This is a genomic window from Actomonas aquatica (genome assembly GCF_019679435.2).
In the GTDB taxonomy this organism is placed as follows: domain Bacteria; phylum Verrucomicrobiota; class Verrucomicrobiia; order Opitutales; family Opitutaceae; genus Actomonas; species Actomonas aquatica.
In genome coordinates this window covers 2,365,256-2,382,614 of sequence record NZ_CP139781.1, presented here as the reverse complement: position 1 = coordinate 2,382,614, position 17,359 = coordinate 2,365,256, and the positions used below count along the sequence as shown (strand labels likewise).

General features: G+C 65.9%; 8 protein-coding genes. 5 read left to right on the top strand and 3 right to left on the bottom strand.

Translation table 11 applies throughout. The annotated features are described in order from the left end of the window. Positions 1–3: 3 nt before the first annotated feature. Positions 4–780 (bottom strand): LytR/AlgR family response regulator transcription factor, encoded by a 777-nt coding sequence (locus K1X11_RS09310; protein WP_221029708.1) that lies wholly within the window; start codon positions 778–780, stop codon positions 4–6. Then, positions 777–2,015 (bottom strand): sensor histidine kinase, encoded by a 1,239-nt coding sequence (locus tag K1X11_RS09305; RefSeq protein ID WP_221029709.1) that lies wholly within the window; start codon positions 2,013–2,015, stop codon positions 777–779. The genes K1X11_RS09310 and K1X11_RS09305 overlap by 4 nt, the downstream gene beginning before the upstream one ends. Positions 2,016–2,238: 223 nt before the next feature. Here K1X11_RS09305 and K1X11_RS09300 point away from each other — a divergent pair, with 223 nt between their 5' ends. From K1X11_RS09300 to K1X11_RS09280, 5 genes are all read left to right on the top strand, one after another. Beyond that, positions 2,239–3,450, top strand: coding sequence for a hypothetical protein (locus K1X11_RS09300; protein ID WP_221029710.1), 1,212 nt, complete (start codon positions 2,239–2,241; stop codon positions 3,448–3,450). A 57-nt stretch (positions 3,451–3,507) separates the two neighbouring features. Beyond that, the gene (locus tag K1X11_RS09295) at positions 3,508–9,459 is read left to right on the top strand and encodes a delta-60 repeat domain-containing protein (protein ID WP_221029711.1); all 5,952 of its coding nucleotides are present in this window, start codon (positions 3,508–3,510) and stop codon (positions 9,457–9,459) included. Positions 9,460–9,876: 417 nt separating this feature from the next. Next, the gene (locus K1X11_RS09290; protein ID WP_221029712.1) at positions 9,877–10,836 is read left to right on the top strand and encodes a hypothetical protein; all 960 of its coding nucleotides are present in this window, start codon (positions 9,877–9,879) and stop codon (positions 10,834–10,836) included. Positions 10,837–11,019: 183 nt separating this feature from the next. Further along, positions 11,020–13,437 carry a glucosidase family protein gene (locus K1X11_RS09285; RefSeq protein ID WP_221029713.1) on the top strand — a complete coding sequence of 806 codons (2,418 nt, stop codon included), beginning with the start codon at positions 11,020–11,022 and terminating at the stop codon, positions 13,435–13,437. Then, complete coding sequence (locus tag K1X11_RS09280; RefSeq protein ID WP_221029714.1) at positions 13,434–14,858, top strand: enolase-like domain-containing protein; 1,425 nt, start codon at positions 13,434–13,436, stop codon at positions 14,856–14,858. The genes K1X11_RS09285 and K1X11_RS09280 overlap by 4 nt, the downstream gene beginning before the upstream one ends. 38 nt (positions 14,859–14,896) lie before the next feature. On the opposite strand, the gene K1X11_RS09275 is transcribed toward K1X11_RS09280, so the two are convergent. After that, positions 14,897–17,299: a sialidase family protein gene (locus K1X11_RS09275; RefSeq protein WP_221029715.1), complete on the bottom strand. Its 2,403-nt coding sequence runs from the start codon at positions 17,297–17,299 to the stop codon at positions 14,897–14,899. Positions 17,300–17,359 lie beyond the last annotated feature (60 nt).

Here is a 17,359-nt window from a genome sequence, read left to right as displayed (position 1 = left end):
GAGTCAGCTCAGGTGGCGGAGGCGGTGTTCGAGTTCGCGGAGGCCGGAGGTGAGGGGGAGGTCGCTGCCGTCGCTGAGGATGATGGCGTGGGTGCCACTGCTGGAGGTCTTCACTTCACGCACGGCGTGCAGGTTGGCGATGGTGGAGCGGGAGGTGCGGTAGAACCGCCGGGGGCAGAGGTCGGCTTCCAGTTGGCGCAGCGTGCTGCGCATGATGTGTTTGCCGCTGGTGGTGTGGAGCACGACGTAGTTGGCGGCGGCCTGCACGGAGAGGATGTCGGCAGTCTCCACGACATGGTAACGTGAGCCCGATTTGACCAAGAGGCGTTCCGGACTCGTCGCAGGCGGCGAGGTGACGAGCGTGTCGGCGGCGGGGTCTGCGTCCGGATCGGCGAAGGGCGGCGTGGAGTCGAGTGAGGGCGCGGGCACGAGGCGGCGCACGCGGGCGAGGGCGGCGGTTAGACGGGCGCGGGAGTAGGGTTTGAGCAGGTAGTCGGCGGCCTCGAGTTCAAAGGCCGCGACGGCGGGCTCGGCGTGAGCGGTGGTGAACACCACGCGCGGCGACCACACGCGGTTGAGTTCCTCGAGCACTTGGATGCCATCCATGCCGGGCATGGCGATATCGAGAAAGATGAGGTCCGGGCGCAGCGCGAGGGCCTGTTCGAGCGTGGCGGTGCCGTCGGCGCATTCGGCCACGATCTCGAGGTTGGGCTCGGCAGCGAGGAGGCTGCGGAGACGTTGGCGCGCGGGGGCTTCGTCGTCGGCGATGAGGACCTTCATGAGGACAAGGCGGGGAGATGGAGGGGCAGGTTGATCTCGGTGAGAAACCCACCCTCAAGTCGGGGTTCGGCGTGCAGGCCGGCGTGACCACCGTAGAGGGTGGCGAGACGCGAACGGATGTTGGAGAGACCAACGCCGCCGGTGCGGGAGGGATCGAGCCGCGGGGCCGGCACGGGGTGATGGTCGATGAGAGAAAAGCGCAGGTGACGGTTCACCTCCTCCACGCGCAACTCGATGGGTTTGGCTTCGGTGGCGTGGGCGACGCCGTGCACGATGGCGTTTTCGATGACGGGTTGCAGCAGGAGGGGCGGCACGGGGCGGTCGAGCAGTCGCGGATCGATGTGGCGGACCAGCACGAGCCGTCCGGCAAAGCGGTGGCGTTGCACGGCGAGGTAGAGGTCGGCGATTTCCAGTTCCTCCCGCAGAGGAATGGAGGTGCGGTCGGAGAGTTTGAGCACGCGCCGCAACAGGTCGCTCAAGGCGCACACCATTTCCTCCGCCACCTGCGGCTGGGTATGGATGTAGTTGGTGACGGCGTTGAGGGTGTTGAAAAGAAAGTGGGGCTGGAGCTGGTTTTGCAGGGCCTGCAAGCGGGCTTGGGCGAGCTGGTGGGCGGCGCGTTCGGCGAGCCGGGCGGTTTCATCGGCGCGGCGATGGTTGCGCATGGCCTGGGTCACCGCGACGAGCAGCAGGTAAACCGGCACCACGAGGCCGGAGCCGAAGGAGCGGCTCAACATCATGCTCGCGAGGGTGGTGGCGTCGGGCGCCGGCAGTGTGCCGGGTCCGGAGCCACTGTCCGGTGGCGGCGGCGGCGGTTGATTGAGCACCATCTCGCGCGGAGCGGGACCTGTCGGACCGAAACCACCGCCTTGATGAAAGTGCCGGTCGCGCATCCAGTCGGAGAACAAATAGGATCCCAGAGCGAGCAGTGAACAGGCCGCGATGTGGAGCGGCAGCGTGCGGCGCCAGCGATGGGGGTCGAGGGGCGCCAGGCGGGCAAAGGCAATGATGCCGCCGGCGAGCAGTGCCCACGGGCCCCAGCCGAGCAGGACGAGGGTGGCGGCCATGGCGGCGTCGAGCTCGATGAAACGCAGCAGCGGCCAGGTGAAGGCGAGGCCCGACATGATCGACACGCCGGCGAGCAATGCGACCAAGCCCCACGGCAATTGCGGCGCGAGGTGCGGGCGCGCGGCTACCGGAGACGAGGTTTGGTCGAGGTTGCAGAAATGGGTCATGGAACTGGAAGCGCCTGAAATCGGGCGAGGGCGTATGGGACCGTGGTTCCGGACCAGGGTTTCAACTTGGTCTGACAAAGTGCCGTGTATTCGTCCCGCTTCGGCGCGGATTCATCCCGGTGTCCGGCGGGTTCATCCAGCGGGTTCCGGATTTCGCAAAAAACGCGAGTCACACCGTGCTCTCATGATGATATCCCGTCCTGCCCTGAACCCTTGTCCGAGGGTGCTTCGCTTTGTTGCCCTGTTGCTGCCGGCGCTCGCGTTTGGCCAAGAGGCGAAACCGCCGTCGGAAGTCGAAAACGCCCTCACGCGTTACGCTCGGGCGATTCCTGATTCGCTGCTGGTGCGCCCTTATCGCAACGAGTTTTCGGTGAGTCTGCGCTTCCTGGGCAACAGCTCGGTGCGCTTCAGTGGCATGGGCGAAATACGCACCGACTTTGAGGACGACGACTCCACCTCGTTGGCCAACCGCGTGTATGCCGACGGTTACGTCGCGCTCGATGCGCGGGGTCAAAGTGCTGATGGCGAGGCGTTTTCCGACGGTCTCACCAACACCTGGAGTTACGACTACGCCGACCAGATCACACCCGAGGGCGATGGCATCATGTTCCATGCCTACGCGGCGTCGCCCAGCGACGCGGTGATCGAGGCGGAGACGCCGCAGGGCGTGAATCCGGATCTTGAATACAGCCGCGTGCTCTACCAGTGGGGCAAACCGGTCTCACCGCGGCGCAAGGCCTGGCAACTCGGCCTGCTGGCGGGGTGGGGGCTGTCCGACGTGAATGCCAAATACAACGGCAGCACCACGGCCGACCTCATCGTGATCACCGACACCTATTCGCTGAACGGTGCCCCGGTCCCCTATGACTACGACAGCGACGGTGAACCGATCGAAGGTTACACCGCGCCGTCCTCCCGCATCATCGAAGTGGTGGGTGACGACGGGGTCACCACGACCTACGTGGTCGACAACACCACGCTGCTCGGCAGCCGCCCGGTGGAGCGCACCGTTGAGACCATTGCGGACGGTGCGCAGATCGACGGTTTCTGGCAGATGAGCGGCGCTTACTTCACGCTTCGCTCCGGCCCCTGGGTGCGGTGGGAACCGTTTAAAAACATGTCTCTGAAGCTGAGCGGCGGCGGCACGTTCACGCTGATCGGCCTTTCGATGAACTACCGCGAGAAGCTCGTCATCAACGACGACATCGAGAGTCCCGAGATCGGCGAACAAAGCGGCACGATGACCGAAACCTTTGCCGGCATTTACGGCAGTGTCGACGGCGAGTGGTCGCTCAACGAACGCACCTCGCTCTTCGCCAGCGCCTACTACGAGGACTTCGACGAAGAGCTGAGCCTCGAGATCGATGGCCGTCAGGCGCAGGCCGAAGTCGCCAGCGGTCTGGGTCTGCGCATCGGCGTCACCACCCGTTTTTAACCCCGGTCCCGTCCCGGTCCTCCGCTGAATTTCACCTCTCTGTTTTCCGTCCCTGTTATGAACCGATTTGTCCCTGTTTCCCCTCGCTGGAGTGCGTGGTGGTTGAGCCTCTGTCTGCTCGCCGCCGCGTCGATGAGCCGTGCCACCACGGCACCGGTCGAAGCGTTTGATCCCAACTTCAACGGCATCGTGCATGCCGCGCTCGTGCAACCCGACGGCGCCATCGTCATGGGCGGTGCCTTCACCGGTTTGCATCCCGGTCGTCGAGGGGCGCCGCAGACCCGCGACCGCCTCGCGCGCTTTGCGCCCGACGGGGCGCTCGATGCCGCGTTTGCGCCAGCGTTTGACGGCCCGGTGCGCGCACTCGCCCTTGATGCCACCGGCCGCCTGCTGGTCGGAGGTGGTTTCACCACTGTGACCGACGAAAGCGGCGCGCACGTGCGCCACGGTTTGGTGCGCATTCGCGTCGACGGCAGCGTGGACCCCGATTTTGCGCCGCAGTTTGCCGGCGAAGCGACCTGGCGCGACGCGGTGTTGGCGTTGGCGGTGTTGGCGGATGGTCGCATCGCGGTGGGTGGTGCGTTTCGCACCGTGGCGACCGGACCGGAGGCCACCCCTGCGGCACATGACTATCTGGCGCTGCTGGAGTCAGACGGCACCCCGGTGGCGGGCTTTGATCCCGCGCTGAACCACGAAGTGCTGGCGCTGGCCGCGCAGCGCGACGGCGGCTTCATCGCGACCGGCGCCTTTACGCAGGCGGGCGACGAGGCGGTCGGCCGGATCGCGCGATTCGCGAGTAACGGAAGTTTGGATACGGCCTGGGATGTGGCGGCCGACAACCTGGTGCGGGCCATCGCCATCGAAAGTGACGGCTCGATCCTGCTGGGCGGCGATTTCCTGGCGCTGCGTGGCACCGGCGAAGCGGAGCTGCAGCAGCAGCTCTTTCTCGCGCGCCTGTCGGTCGATGGCGTGCGCGATACGGCGTATCATCCGCGGCCCGATGGACGTGTGACTGCTTTGGCGATTGAGCACGCGGGGACGACGATCGTGGGCGGCGAGTTCACGAAGTTCCTGCCCTTCGTGTCGCAGAGTTCGCAGTCGGCAGCCGGGTTTGCCCGACTGGAACGGGATGGTCAGGTCGACACCACCTTCCGGGTGGGGCCCTCCGGGACGGTCAATACGATCGCGCTGCAGGAGGACGGCGGCATCGTGTTGGGCGGTCACTTTGTGGCCATCTACGACGGCACCACCGGCGTGACGTCGACGCGTTTGTTTGGAGCGCGGGTGAACGAAACGGGTCGCATTGACGCGGAGTTCACCACGGGCGGTGAAGCCGTCGTGCTTGCGGCGGTGCAGCGCGGCGACGGCGCGGTCTACGTGGGCGGTTCGTTCGCAAATTTCGCCGGCGTGGCTCGCTCCGGTTTGGCGTTGGTGCAGCCGGACGGCACGGTGGATGCGAGTTTCGCCCCGGAGTTAAACGGCTCGGTCACGGCGCTGGCCTTGCAGGACGACGGCAAGCTCGTGGTGGGCGGCGCGTTCACCACGATCGACGACGTCTCGCAGCCCTATTTGGCGCGGCTCAATCCGGACGGCAGTCTAGATACCAGCTACGATCCGCAACCCAACGCGACGGTGCGCAGTCTGTTGCGGGAGAGCAGCGGAGCGATGTTGGTGGGCGGTGGATTCACGGGCTTCACGCCCGGGTATGACGCCGATACCTCGGGCGACGACTATGAAGGCGTGAGTCGCGCCTACCTCGCCCGCGTGTTGGCCGATGGCAGCATCGATGAGGATTGGACGCCTTTGGTGAATGCGAGTGTGAACGACATCGCGCGCCAATCGGATGGCCGCCTGCTGATTGCCGGTGGATTCACGACCGTGGGCACGGAGACCCGCGCTTACGTGGCGCGCCTCGAAACCGACGGAGACGTCGACGAAGGTTTTAATCCCGCGCCCAATGGCGTGGTGAACTCCGTCGTCGTGGATGCCGATGGTCGCATCCTGATCGGTGGCGAATTCACCCTGCTGCAACTCGACGACGGGCAGGCCGATGATGATGACGGCGACGACGTCACCGACGACGATGCCGACCGCTACAACCTCGCCCGGATCAACGCCGACGGTTCGCTGGATCAAACCTTCACCCCCACGCTCAATGGCGCCGTCGTTGACCTCGAGGTGATGGACGACGGCGACATCCTGGTGGGCGGTGAGTTTAACCGTTACGCGCCGGATCCTGATACGGTTTACGACCTGGCCGACTCCTTGGTGCGGCTCAACGCCGACGGAACGCGTGACGACAGCGAGGAATGGAACACCGATGGCAGTCTGCAGGTGATCCTGCCGCTGGCCGATGGGGACTACCTGCTCGGTGGCGCGTTCCGGGTGTTTTATTCGACGGCGGACCGCAGCGTGCGAACGACCACGTCGTTGGTGCGTTACGCGCCGAGCGGGGTCGACACGACGGCGTGGGCAACCACCGCCTCGGTCGATCCGGCGCGCTATGTGAGTGCGCTCACCGTGCAACGCACCGGCCACGTGCTGGCGGCCGGTCGCTTTGACGACATCGGTGGTGTGGCGCGGCAGAACGTGGCTCGCTTTACGGCCGACGGTTCGGTGCTCAGCTCCTTCAACCTGCGTTCCGACGGCGCAGTGCATGCCTTGCTCGATCGGGTGGAGACCGGCATTTGGGATGACCTGCGCAGCAACATCGCGTTGTTGGATGCCAACGGTCAGGACCTGCCCGGGGCCAACTACACGCAGATCGACGATCTCTCCGGCCGTCTCTTCGCGGCGGTCGAGGAACCGGATGGTTCGGTGCTGTTGGGTGGTTTCTTCACCAACACCGCCAATACCTCCGGTCCGAACCTCGTGCGCCTGCGGCCCGACGGCACCTTCGATCCGGACTTCCGTCCGACCCCGGACGCGACGGTGACGGAGATCCTGCTGCAGCCGGACGGCCGCATCGTTATCGTGGGTTCCTTCACCGAAGTGGATGGCGTGGAGCAGAGCTACGCGGCGCGCCTGCTGAGTGACGGTAGCTACGACGACAGCTTCGTGGTGCCGGCGCCTTCGGCCTCGATTTCGGCGGCCGCGCTCCAGGCCGACGGCAAAGTGCTGATCGGCGGCAACTTCACGACCTTCCAAGTCGATGACGGCGAAGAAGACGATGACGACGGTGACGGCGCCACCAACGACGACACCCGACAGGCCTACATTGCGCGGCTCAATGCCGACGGCACCCTCGACACCACCTTCGCGCCGATCACCGATGCCTTTGTGGGGTCCTTCGCGATCCATCCGGATGGCGACATTACGATGGGTGGTCAGTTCACCGTGGTCACCTCCAACGACGACGATGCGACCACCTATGCGCGCAGCGGTTTGGCACGGATCAGTAGCACCGGCGTGGTGGATGCAGACTTTGATCCGTCGCCCAACAGTGCGGTCTGGGATCTCGATCTGCTCGACGATGGTCGGCTGATCGTGGCGGGCGGTTTCACGCTCTTCACGAATCTGACCGACAACGAAAACGACGACGACGATGCCGACGGCGACGAAGACGATGAAGGCAACGCGATCGCCGACGAAGATGCGGACGTCTATTACCTCGCCCGGCTCAATGCCGACGGCACGCTCGACACCAGCTTTGATCCGCGGCCCAACGCGACGGTGCGTGAAGTGCACGTGCAGGCGGACGGCGCGATGTTGGTGCGCGGTGATTTTGGGGCGTTCTTTCCCAACGATGCCGAGTATGGTCTGGCGCGGGCAGGCGTCGCTCGCGTGCTGCCCGATGGCGGCATTGATCAAACCTTCAACCCGAACCCGGACGACGGCACCTACGCGATGCTGGAGCGCGCCGATGGCAGCATCCTGATCGGCGGTGACTTCACCCGCCTCGATATCGAAGCCGTGCTCTACCTCGGCGGCGCGTTTACAACGCTCGACTCGAACGATCTGCCCGCGCTCGCCCGCGTGCAGCTCGATGGCAATCCCGACGGCTCCTACCGGCCGGCGCCCAACGGCGACGTGAACACGCTGGTGGCCACGCCGGACGGGCGAATCCTGGTCGGCGGCGCCTTCACGCAACTGCACGGGCAAACGCGTCAGCGCCTCGCGCGGTTGGCGAGTAATGGATCCCTGGATACGGCCTTTGCGCCGGTGATCAACGGTCCGGTGCGCAGCGTCGCGCTGGATCAACAAGGCGGCATCATTGTGACCGGAGAGTTCAGTCAGGTCGGGGGCGCGTCACGCACGCGGTTGGCGCGTCTGTGGAATGACGGTGCGCTCGACGCCGCCTGGGCACCCACGGTCAATGGCACCGTCGACGCGGTGGCGGTGGACCTGGCCGGGCGGGTGTTGGTGGCTGGCGCCTTCACCACGGCGAATGGCTCGGCGCGCGCTTATCTGGCGCGGTTCGATGACACCGGTGCGCTCGATACGACGTTTACGCCGAGCTTCGACGGCCGGGTGTATTCGGTCGTGCTGCGGGCCGATGGCCTGATCGGCGTGGGTGGCGACTTCACGACGGTGAATGGCAGCACCAGTCCGAAGTTGGCGGTGTTGGGTGACGACGGGACGCTCGCGGTCGCGGGCAACCCGGCCACCAACGGCACGGTGCGCGCGCTCACCATCGACCGCGAAGGTCGCCTGGTGGCGGGCGGCAGTTTCACGCGGTTTGCCGGCGCGTCGCGGGCGCTGCTTGCCCGCACCAATGCGGCCAACGCGTTTGGCCAAGCCTTGTTGGTCGATGACGACGGCCGCGGACTCACCTGGGTGCAAACCGGTGGTGGCGCCAGTGCCAACGCGGTGAGTCTTGCGGTGAGCACCGACGGGGAAACCTGGAGCGAACGCGGTTTTGCGTGGCGGCGTGACGGCAGTTCCGTCTGGCGCTGGGAAGGCAACGTATTGCCGATCGAAGGAGAATACGTGCTGCGGGTGCGCACCCTGACTTCGGCGACGCAGTTTGGCTCGGGGTCGGTGCGTGAATACTACCGGCACTTCATCGGCACGCAGCCTTCGGGCTACGGTTATGGTTCCACCTTGCCGACGCGCTTTGGGGCGATCACCGGCGATCTCGGTGATTGGTTACCGGGTGGCGACGGCATCACGGTGAATCCCGACGGCAGCGGCGGTGAGGGGGGCAACGGCGGCGGCGATCCTGGCGACGGCGGCATCGACATCCTGGGCAGTCGTCTGCGCAACCTCTCCACGCGCGTCTCGCTGGAGCTCGACGACGTCATCACGGTGGGGTTTGTCGTTGAAGGCAGTGCGCCGCGCCGCGTCTTGCTGCGCGCGGTGGGACCGGGGCTCGCGCCGTATCTCGGCGCCGGAGAACTGGAATCGCCGCGGCTCGCGTTGCACAACGCCGAGGGCGCGGAGCTGGCCGTGAACACCGGTTGGCAAAGCAGCCCGCAGATGCGCGATTGGTTTGCCCAAGCCGGAGCGTTCAGCCTCACGCCGGGCAGTGCCGATGCCGTGCTCGCGCCGGTGTTGGCGCCCGGCCCCTACACGCTGGCGATCAACGACGAAGCCAGTGCCGGGGGCATCGTGTTGGCGGAGGTGTATGACCTCGGCGCCGTCGATGTGGCGGACCGACTGGTCAACCTCTCCGCGCTCAGTCGCGCCGGGGACGGCGAGGACAGCCTCATCGTGGGCTTCGTGATCGAAGGCAATGCCAGCAAGACGATGCTCATTCGCGGCATCGGCCCGACGCTGGAGGACTACGGCGTGAGCACGGCGCTCGCGGATGTGGCCATCGATGTGCGCAACGCTGCCGGTGAGCTGATCGCTCGCAACGAAGACTGGGCCACGCCGCTCGACGGCGGTGCAACCGCGACGGTGATTGCAACGCAGACGGCGGCTGTCGGTGCGTTCGCGCTGGCAACGGACGCGGCCGATGCGGCGGTGTTGGTCGAACTGGCACCGGGCGCCTACACGGTGCAGTTGCAGCCCCGCAGCGAAGACGGCCGCGACGGCCTCATCGAGATTTACGAAGTGGCGCCGTAGAGCCGGCGTCGCTTCGTAGAGGAAAACCAGAGCTCGGGCGGGTCGGCTGATCGGAAGGGACTTCGAATGCCGACCCGCCCTTTGTGGGCAGCAGGACCGCCGCGGCGATGAAACGAATGAAAGTTTCGTCTGCGGCGGTCTTCTCTTTTCATACGGGGGGCAGGTCCTACATTCCACGAACCCGCCATGCTGTTTTACTTACCCCGAAACTTGGTGCGGTTGGTCCTGGGCAGTGGCTGCTTGTTGAGCCTGTCCCACGCGGCTGACCCTAAGGTGATTGAATCCCGTCCGGCGCCGACGCGCGATCACGTGTTGTTTGTCGGCACGGAACTAACCGTGCGCCAAGGAAATGAGCTTGTTCCCGTGCGGCGAGTGGATGGGCGAAGCATCCAACTCGAATCGGGCGAACGCTTAAACTTGCGTCAGACGTCCGGCCTGCGGCTCAAGCCGACCACGAAAGTTAGCGCCACGGATGTGACGGTGGCGGACCTGAAGGTGGAACGTTGTTTTTCGCCAGCGGCGGACCCGACCCGCGAACAGATGCGCAATCAAGTCGCACTGCAGGACTTTGCCGCGGACCGCGCGGCGGAGGCTGAAATGGACCTGCGGCGCGATGCCACGCCCGCCGACCCCAACTCGGTGAGTGCGGACGCCCCCTCGGCGGAACAGCAAATGCTGATCTCAACCGATATCTTCTCCGCATTCGTTGAGGCTCAACAGTTTCAATCCGACATGTGGTCGGTGGCGGCCTCGAATGGTGGCTTGCCTGGTCCGGCGCGCAAGGCGCCGGAGTTCGATGCGGTGCGTTTGAAGTTTGAGGTCTCCTCCGCGACGCCGCTCAAGGATGTGCAGGGCGTGGTGGTGGTGCGTTTCAGCAAGGAAGGGGAACTCAGCGATATCAGCTTTACGCACAAACTCGGGGACATCGGTCCGAAGCCGCGGGAAATTGAAATCATGCGGCGTGGCATTCCGCCGGGTTATGAGGTCAAGGACTCCCGCCTGCACCTCTTCCTGCGGGCGGAGGAGCTGCCGACCAATCTCTCGGAAAAACGTTACGCGGTCACCGACGAGGAAGCCCGCGAGTATGTGCGGTTGGCTCATCTCGGGGAGCATCGCGGTGAAACCGTTTCGGCCGCGCCGGCGTGGTCGCTGATTCCGCGAGCCCTGCTGGAGCGTGAGAATGGCGCCGATCTTGATTTTCCGGTCCAGGTCGACCTCGACGAGAAAGGTCGCTTGATCCGTTTGCATGACGAGTTGGCGGTGATCCCGCCGATGGTGCGCGATGTGGTGGAAGAGATGGTGTTTGTGCCGGCCCTGCGCGACGGCGAGGCGGTGGCTTCGACCATCACGGTGAATCCGGCCGAGTTTTTCCAGTGAGGGCGGTTGGGGCGACGCAGCCCGAGCGTTGCGACCTCCAGAAACTACCCAACAGCTCCCAAAACGTGCATGGATTTGCGCGGGCGGTCGCGATATGCTCTGAGGCTGGACGCGATCGTCGGGGGAACCCTTGAACGCGAAGGCGGAAGCGGTGCAACCGGCGGGCGTCCTCGATAACTAGCCATGAAAGAGGACCTTTTGAAGATCGTTGATTTGGAGCCGCCGATGGGCGACTTGAGCACCGGCAACCGTTTGGATGCCGGTCGTTCCTGCTGGGCGGGGCGCACGCGCGGGGAAACAGATCTTCCCAATAAACGCATTGTGCACCAGCGCGCGGTGCGCTTGCAGGGACCGACGCGACTGGATCGTCTCGGGCTGCGTCCGGCGCAGGGTTATCACAAGTGCGGGAGTCGGTTGGACCTCGATTGGGTGGTGGATGTGCGCCTGTGGGCGCGGGTGAAGGGCAAGTGGACGGTCGTGCTGGAACGCACCGGCTTGCCACGGCCGCGGGGCACCAACGTGCGTTGGTTCTCCCTCGGCAAAGTGGTGACGGACGCCGCGCTGATTGAGATTCGCCGTTGCGGGATCGATGGCGGTTGGACGCCTTGGAATTTGATGATGGGCGCGTTGGTGCTGGAGGGCGAACGCCTGTGCGATTTGGCACCGCGCTGCGAGCGACGCCTGGAAATCACGGAGGTGAATCCGAATGACGGTTTGCCGCGTGGGGTGGAGGCCGAGATGCGTGACGGCGTGGTGGTGTATCGGACTCCCCACTACGAAGTGGGCTTCCGCCTGGACCGTCCGGGCTGGGCGCATCTTGGGCTCGGTTTGGAGGACCCGGCGCGGCGCGGCGACAATCTCCTCTTCACCAGTCCGGTGCAGTGTGTGCAGGGACTGCAATGGCATGCGGTGGGGGAGGCCCCGCGGGTGGCGCCATCGGTGCGTTGTGATCTCAAGGGCACGGTCGCGGTGCGCGGTGCCGATGTGACTTACGAGGTGGAAGCCGGTGGCCAAAGTTATCGACTCGCGTGGACGGTGGGGCGGGATGGCATGACCCTGCGCGCCAAACGCACGGCGAAACGGTCGGCGACCGCGTGGCACAGCGCGGCGTGGGCGATCGGCTGGCGCAACTCGGTCGCGCCGGTGCACGCGGTGGGTCATCTCGTGCAGGAAGGGCAGACCGGCGGGCTGCAACTGCCGGCGTGGGTCAACGCGCCGGGTTTTGGCACGTGGTTGTTTGAGTCGTCGGAAGGCGCCGTATCGCTGCGCTCCGAGTGCCGCCGCGCGGATGACTTGAACCTGCTCGAACTCAAGTTGGGCGAAACCACCGATGCGCGCGGGCTGGCGGTGCTGCGCCCGGGCACGCACGAGGCGGTGGTGACGATGCGTCCGCTGGCCGCGCCAAAAGATCGTCTCGGACGCGGGGCTCCGGCGGTGGCGAAGAGGGCGTTGGAGCGCACGATGTTCGTCGCCCCGACGCTGCGGGCCGACGGCGCGACGCTCAGCAACAACGGCGCCTCGATGCCGTGTGCGATCAGTTTTGAAACCTGGACGGCGGTGCTGCCGCGGCTCGGACTGCGGGACGCCACGCACGGTGGGCCCGATGGCAGTGACCTGCTCGGCGTTTCGCTCGAGCGTTGGTTAAGTGACGGACCCGGTTACGCAGCCGGCGTGCTCTCCAAGAATGGTCACCGCTACGATGCGGAGGACGAATATCTCATGACCGGCGCCGCGGCGCTGCGGGCCCTCGGCGACTACCTGAGCGGCGCGGCGGACGCGACGTGGTATCGCCGTCAACGCGCGGCGATTCGGCGCAAAATCGAGGCGGCGCGGGCGCGCGACCTCGACGGTGACGGCTTGATTGAAAGTCCGCATCGCACCGGCGTGAGTGGCACCGGGCAGTGGAGCACCTGCTGGGCCGACGTGATTTCGTTCGGCTGGAAGTGCGCTTGGAGTAATGCGGTCTTTTACGGCGCGCTGCGCAGCCTCGTGATGGGTTTGCGGCGTTGGGAAGAAACCAAACTCGCCGACGAACTGGAGGCTTGGGCAGATCGCCTGCGGGCGAATTACCGCGATATGTTTTGGAATGATGAGACCGGCTGGCTGGCCGGTTGGCGTTGCCGCGACGGTCAGCTGCACGACCATGCGTTTCCGGCGGTCAATGGCGCGGCGGTGCAGGAAGGCCTGCTGGACGCGGACGACGCCCGCGCGGCCATGACCGCGATGCTGGCCGAGATGGAGCGGGTGCAGATGCCGGATCCGGCCTACGGTCTGCCGCTGGCATTGTGGCCGATTCCGGATGAAGATCTGGCCGACATCATGCAGGGGTATCCAAAAGGTTATTACCAAAACTGCGGTCGCACGCACTCGCAGGCGCGGCGTTTTGTGATGGGCTTGTATGCGGCGGGTCTGCGCCGCGACGGTGACCGCATCCTGAAGCGGCTGTGTGTCGGCTTTGCCGAGGCGCGGGTGTTTGGCGGCAACAACTCGGGCGTCGACTGGCGCACGTGGCAGGATGAACGCTGCGGTTACGAAGGGTTGCTGACCGACCAGTTCAGCGTGTTGGAAGCCATCCTCTGGCGCTGGGGACGCGACGCATGATCACGATCCACGCCCAACGCTGGTATCGGCGCGAGCTCCGCACCCGGTTGCCGTTTCATTACGGCATCACGGTGATGGAGCAGGTGCCGCATGCCTGGTTGGAGCTGGAAGCGACGATCGACGGGGAGCGGGTCAGGGGGCGGGCGGCGGATCACCTGCCGCCGAAATGGTTCACCAAGGATCCGATGCGGTCGATCGGGTTGGAGCTGGCCGAAATGTATACCGTGCTGCGAAAGGCCAGTGCGGCCGCGTCGGGGCAGGAGGCGCGCTCCGTGCACGCGCTGGTGCAGACGGTGGATGAGGCGCAGCGGGCGGAGGCGGCGCAGCGCGGATGGCCGGCCTTGCTGGCGCACTTCGGCGTGTCGCTGGTGGAGCGGGCGCTGATCGATGCGTTTTGCCGGCGGCACCGTTGCTCGGTGGTCCAAGCCGTGCGGGATGGAGGTCTGGGCATCCGTTTGGGCGACCTGCATGAGGAGTTGGGCGACCAGGACCTGGATAATCTGTTGCCGCGCACGAGCGTGGAGCGGGTGTTTTGCCGGCACACGGTGGGTCTCGGAGATGCCTTGGATCAGGCGGAGGCACAGACCATGGCGGCTGGCGTCGACGATGGTCTGCCGGTGGATCTGCGCGCGGTGATTCGGCACTACGGGGTGCGAGAGTTTAAGATCAAAGTCGGCGCCGAGGTGGAGGCCGGGCTGGATCGCTTGGAGCGGGTAACGGCCGTGATCGAGGCGGAGCGCGGCACGGACTACGCGGCGACCTTGGATGGCAACGAAGCCTTTGAGACGGTGGACGCGTTGCGGGAGTTTTGGGCGCGGGGACAGGAGCGACCGCGCCTGCGCAACCTGTGGGGACGGCTGCGGTTTTTTGAGCAGCCGCTGCATCGGGCGGTGGCCTTGAATGACGAAACGGCGGCCGCGCTGCCGCGCTGGTGGGAGCGCCCGGCTTTACTGATTGATGAATCCGGTGCGGAGCCGGCTGACCTGCGTCGGGCGTTGGCGATCGGCTACGCGGGCGTGAGTCACAAGAACTGCAAAGGCGTGATCCATGGCATCGCCAACCGCTGTTTGCTGACGCGACGGGGCGGGAACCTGCTGATGAGTGGCGAGGACCTGTCGAACGTTGGCCCCGTGGCCTTGCCGCAGGACCTCGCGGTGCAGGCGCTGCTCGGCAACACCAGTGTGGAGCGCAACGGGCACCACTACTTTGCCGGTTTGGCGGGTTGGCCGCAGCGTGTGAACACCGCGGTGTTGGCGCGCTACGCGGGGCTGTATGGTCGTCCCGCGGAAGGACGGGGGGCGACGATGCTGCAGGTGCGCAAGGGCGAGATCGATGTGCGCGCGGCAACCGATCACGCCTTCGGCGGGGCGTGGGACCTCGGGTTGGATGGCGCCGGCGAATGCTGGGCCGAATTCAGCTAGGGTGTGCTCAGGGTCGGCCGACCGGCGCGAGGGGGCGCTTATTCGAGGTGCCAGCGGGTGGACTGAATGATGGGGCGGTCGCCGAGGGTATTTTCGATGTAGTAGATCGTGAGGATCTCACCGGGGGCGATTTCAACCGAGGCCGGGTAACCGAGGTCGTGGTTGGGCGCGTCGGAGCGCAGCACGAGTTCGGGTGTATCGGTCCAGTTGATACCGTCGGTGCTCAGACTGGCCCTGATGCCGTAGGGTGGGCGACGGTAGCCGTAGCTGGCGAGCAGGCGGCCGTCGGACAGGGTGATCACGTGCACGGGGTAGCCCCAGCGTTGGGAGTTGGCGGCGGTGGACCAGGTCTTGCCGAGGTCATCGGAAACGCTGACGTGGAACTGGTTGTTGCTGTTGTGATCGTCGTAGGGGCTGGCGGTGGAGCGAATGGCCATGACGAGGCGACCGGAGGGCAGTTGGGCAAGGTGCGGTTCGCCGAAGCGGCGGTTGATGGTATTGGGTGTATCCAGACGCTGGATGCGAGACCACGGGCCGTTGGCGGCGGGCGCGGTGTAGAGGGCCACGCTGCCTTTTTCGTCGCGATAGGCACTGGACATCCAGGTGCCGTCTTCGAGGACGATGCCGCCGTGGATGGAGTCGGGGCCAGGAACCGGCTCGCTCCAGGTATGGCCGCCGTCGGTGGAGGTGTAGATCCAAGTGCCGGCTTGATCGGCGGCGGCGCGGTAGGCGGGTTGCTCCACGTAGTCGGACCAGCGGGCGAGGGTTTCGTCCGGATAGGAGCCGGGGGCGAGGGCGTCGTAGGCGGCGCGGGTCCAGGCAACGCTGCGCACGTGCAGGGCGAGCGTGCCATCGGGGCCGACGGTCAGGCCGTTTTCGCGATCGTCCAGCGGGGTGTCGACGGCGACGACCGGATCGCTCCACGTGTGTCCATTGTCGGTGGAGCGCATGATCATGGCGCGGCCATTGGGACCCAGGTGTTCCTCGGTCGCGCAGAAGGAGATGACGAGGGTCCCGTCGGGGAGTTGGACCATGGTGGGCCAGGCGGCGTAGACCTCGGGATCGGCGAAGAGGGTCTGGGTTTCACCTACGTTGGCGGCGACCGCGATATCGAGCGGGCGGTCCGGGGTCGGGGGCGGCGGGGCCTCGAAGTAGCTGCGCCAGAGGTCGATGACGAGGTCGGCGCCCTTGGGAAGAAAATACTCTTCCCAGTCGTAGTTGCCGGGTTTGCCGTTGGCCCAGCCGGCGTAACCTTCCTCGGCCCGGAAGATGAAGTCAGCCATGCCCACCGCCATGCGGCGCTCGAGGGGGCGGCCCCCGGCGTCGAGCTGCCACTCGTTGAGTTCCTTGAGGGTGGTCGCGGTCATCAGGTCGATCATCGCGGCCTCGAAGGCGTAAGCGAGGTTGGTGCGCAGGCCCGACCAATCCATGCTCTCAAACTCGAAGATGAAGCCGGTCTGGCCGTTCCACGGCGAGGTGGTGGCGCCGGTGGCTTCGCCGAGGATGTGGCCGGTGAGGTCGCCGTGGATGTTGACCTCGTTGCGCACGGCTTTGTTGAAGACGCGCATGGCCTGGCTGCGGTAAAGGGCCCACGGCTCGTCGAGGCCCATGCCGTCGAAGCTGAACGTATTGCGCACGCCGCGACCGGTGGTGACGAGTCCGGGCACGAGGATTTGGTCGTCGGGCACGGCGAGGTCGCCGCCAAACATCATGCGATCGCGCAGGGCCGGGGTCCACGTCCAGCAGCGCAGGATGTTGCGGAAATTGGCGGCTTCGAGGCGGGCGGTGAAGCGATCGAAATCGAAGGAGCGGAAGAAGGCGTTGAGCTCGTCGGGGCCGAAGTAGAGGGAAGCGGCGACCATGACGCCGACGTAGCCTTCGACGTGGTTGGGATTCCAACTGCGATGGAAGAGGGTCACCCCGTCCATGAGCACGTAATAGTTGTTGTCGTCGTCGAGGCACCAGTGGCCGGCGAGGGCGAGGGCCTGCATGAGCAGGTCGGCCCGGGCGTGTTCATCCGCGGAGAGTTGGTTCCAAACCGCGGGGGTATGCTTGGCGAGAAGCAGGGCATTGGCCGGCACGTGGTGGGTCCAGCCGCCGATGCCGCCGAGCGCTTCCGGCTCGCGGGTGGTGCCGTCGGGGTAAGGCTCGGGCGTGACGAGGAAGTGGCGGAGTTTGGCGGCGAGATGATCGGCGAGCGGGCGGCCGTTGACCTCGTAGGCGGGAGCGGCGTGGGCGGCGAGCGCGGTGATCTGCAGGCCAAAGGTCTCGGGCATTTCGCGGTAGCGGCGCGGCTCGACGAACTTCCAGCGGGGCGCGTTGAGGTCGACGGCGCGTTGCACGAGCTCGGCGGAGAAATGGCGCGGCAAGGTGTCCTGGGCGCGGAGGACGCCGGTGGTTAGAACCACGGACAGGGCGAAGAGAATGAGACGGTGGGACATGGGCTGAGAGGCAGGTTCTTTTTTAACCACGAATGGACACGAAAGGCTCCGCTACCGCTA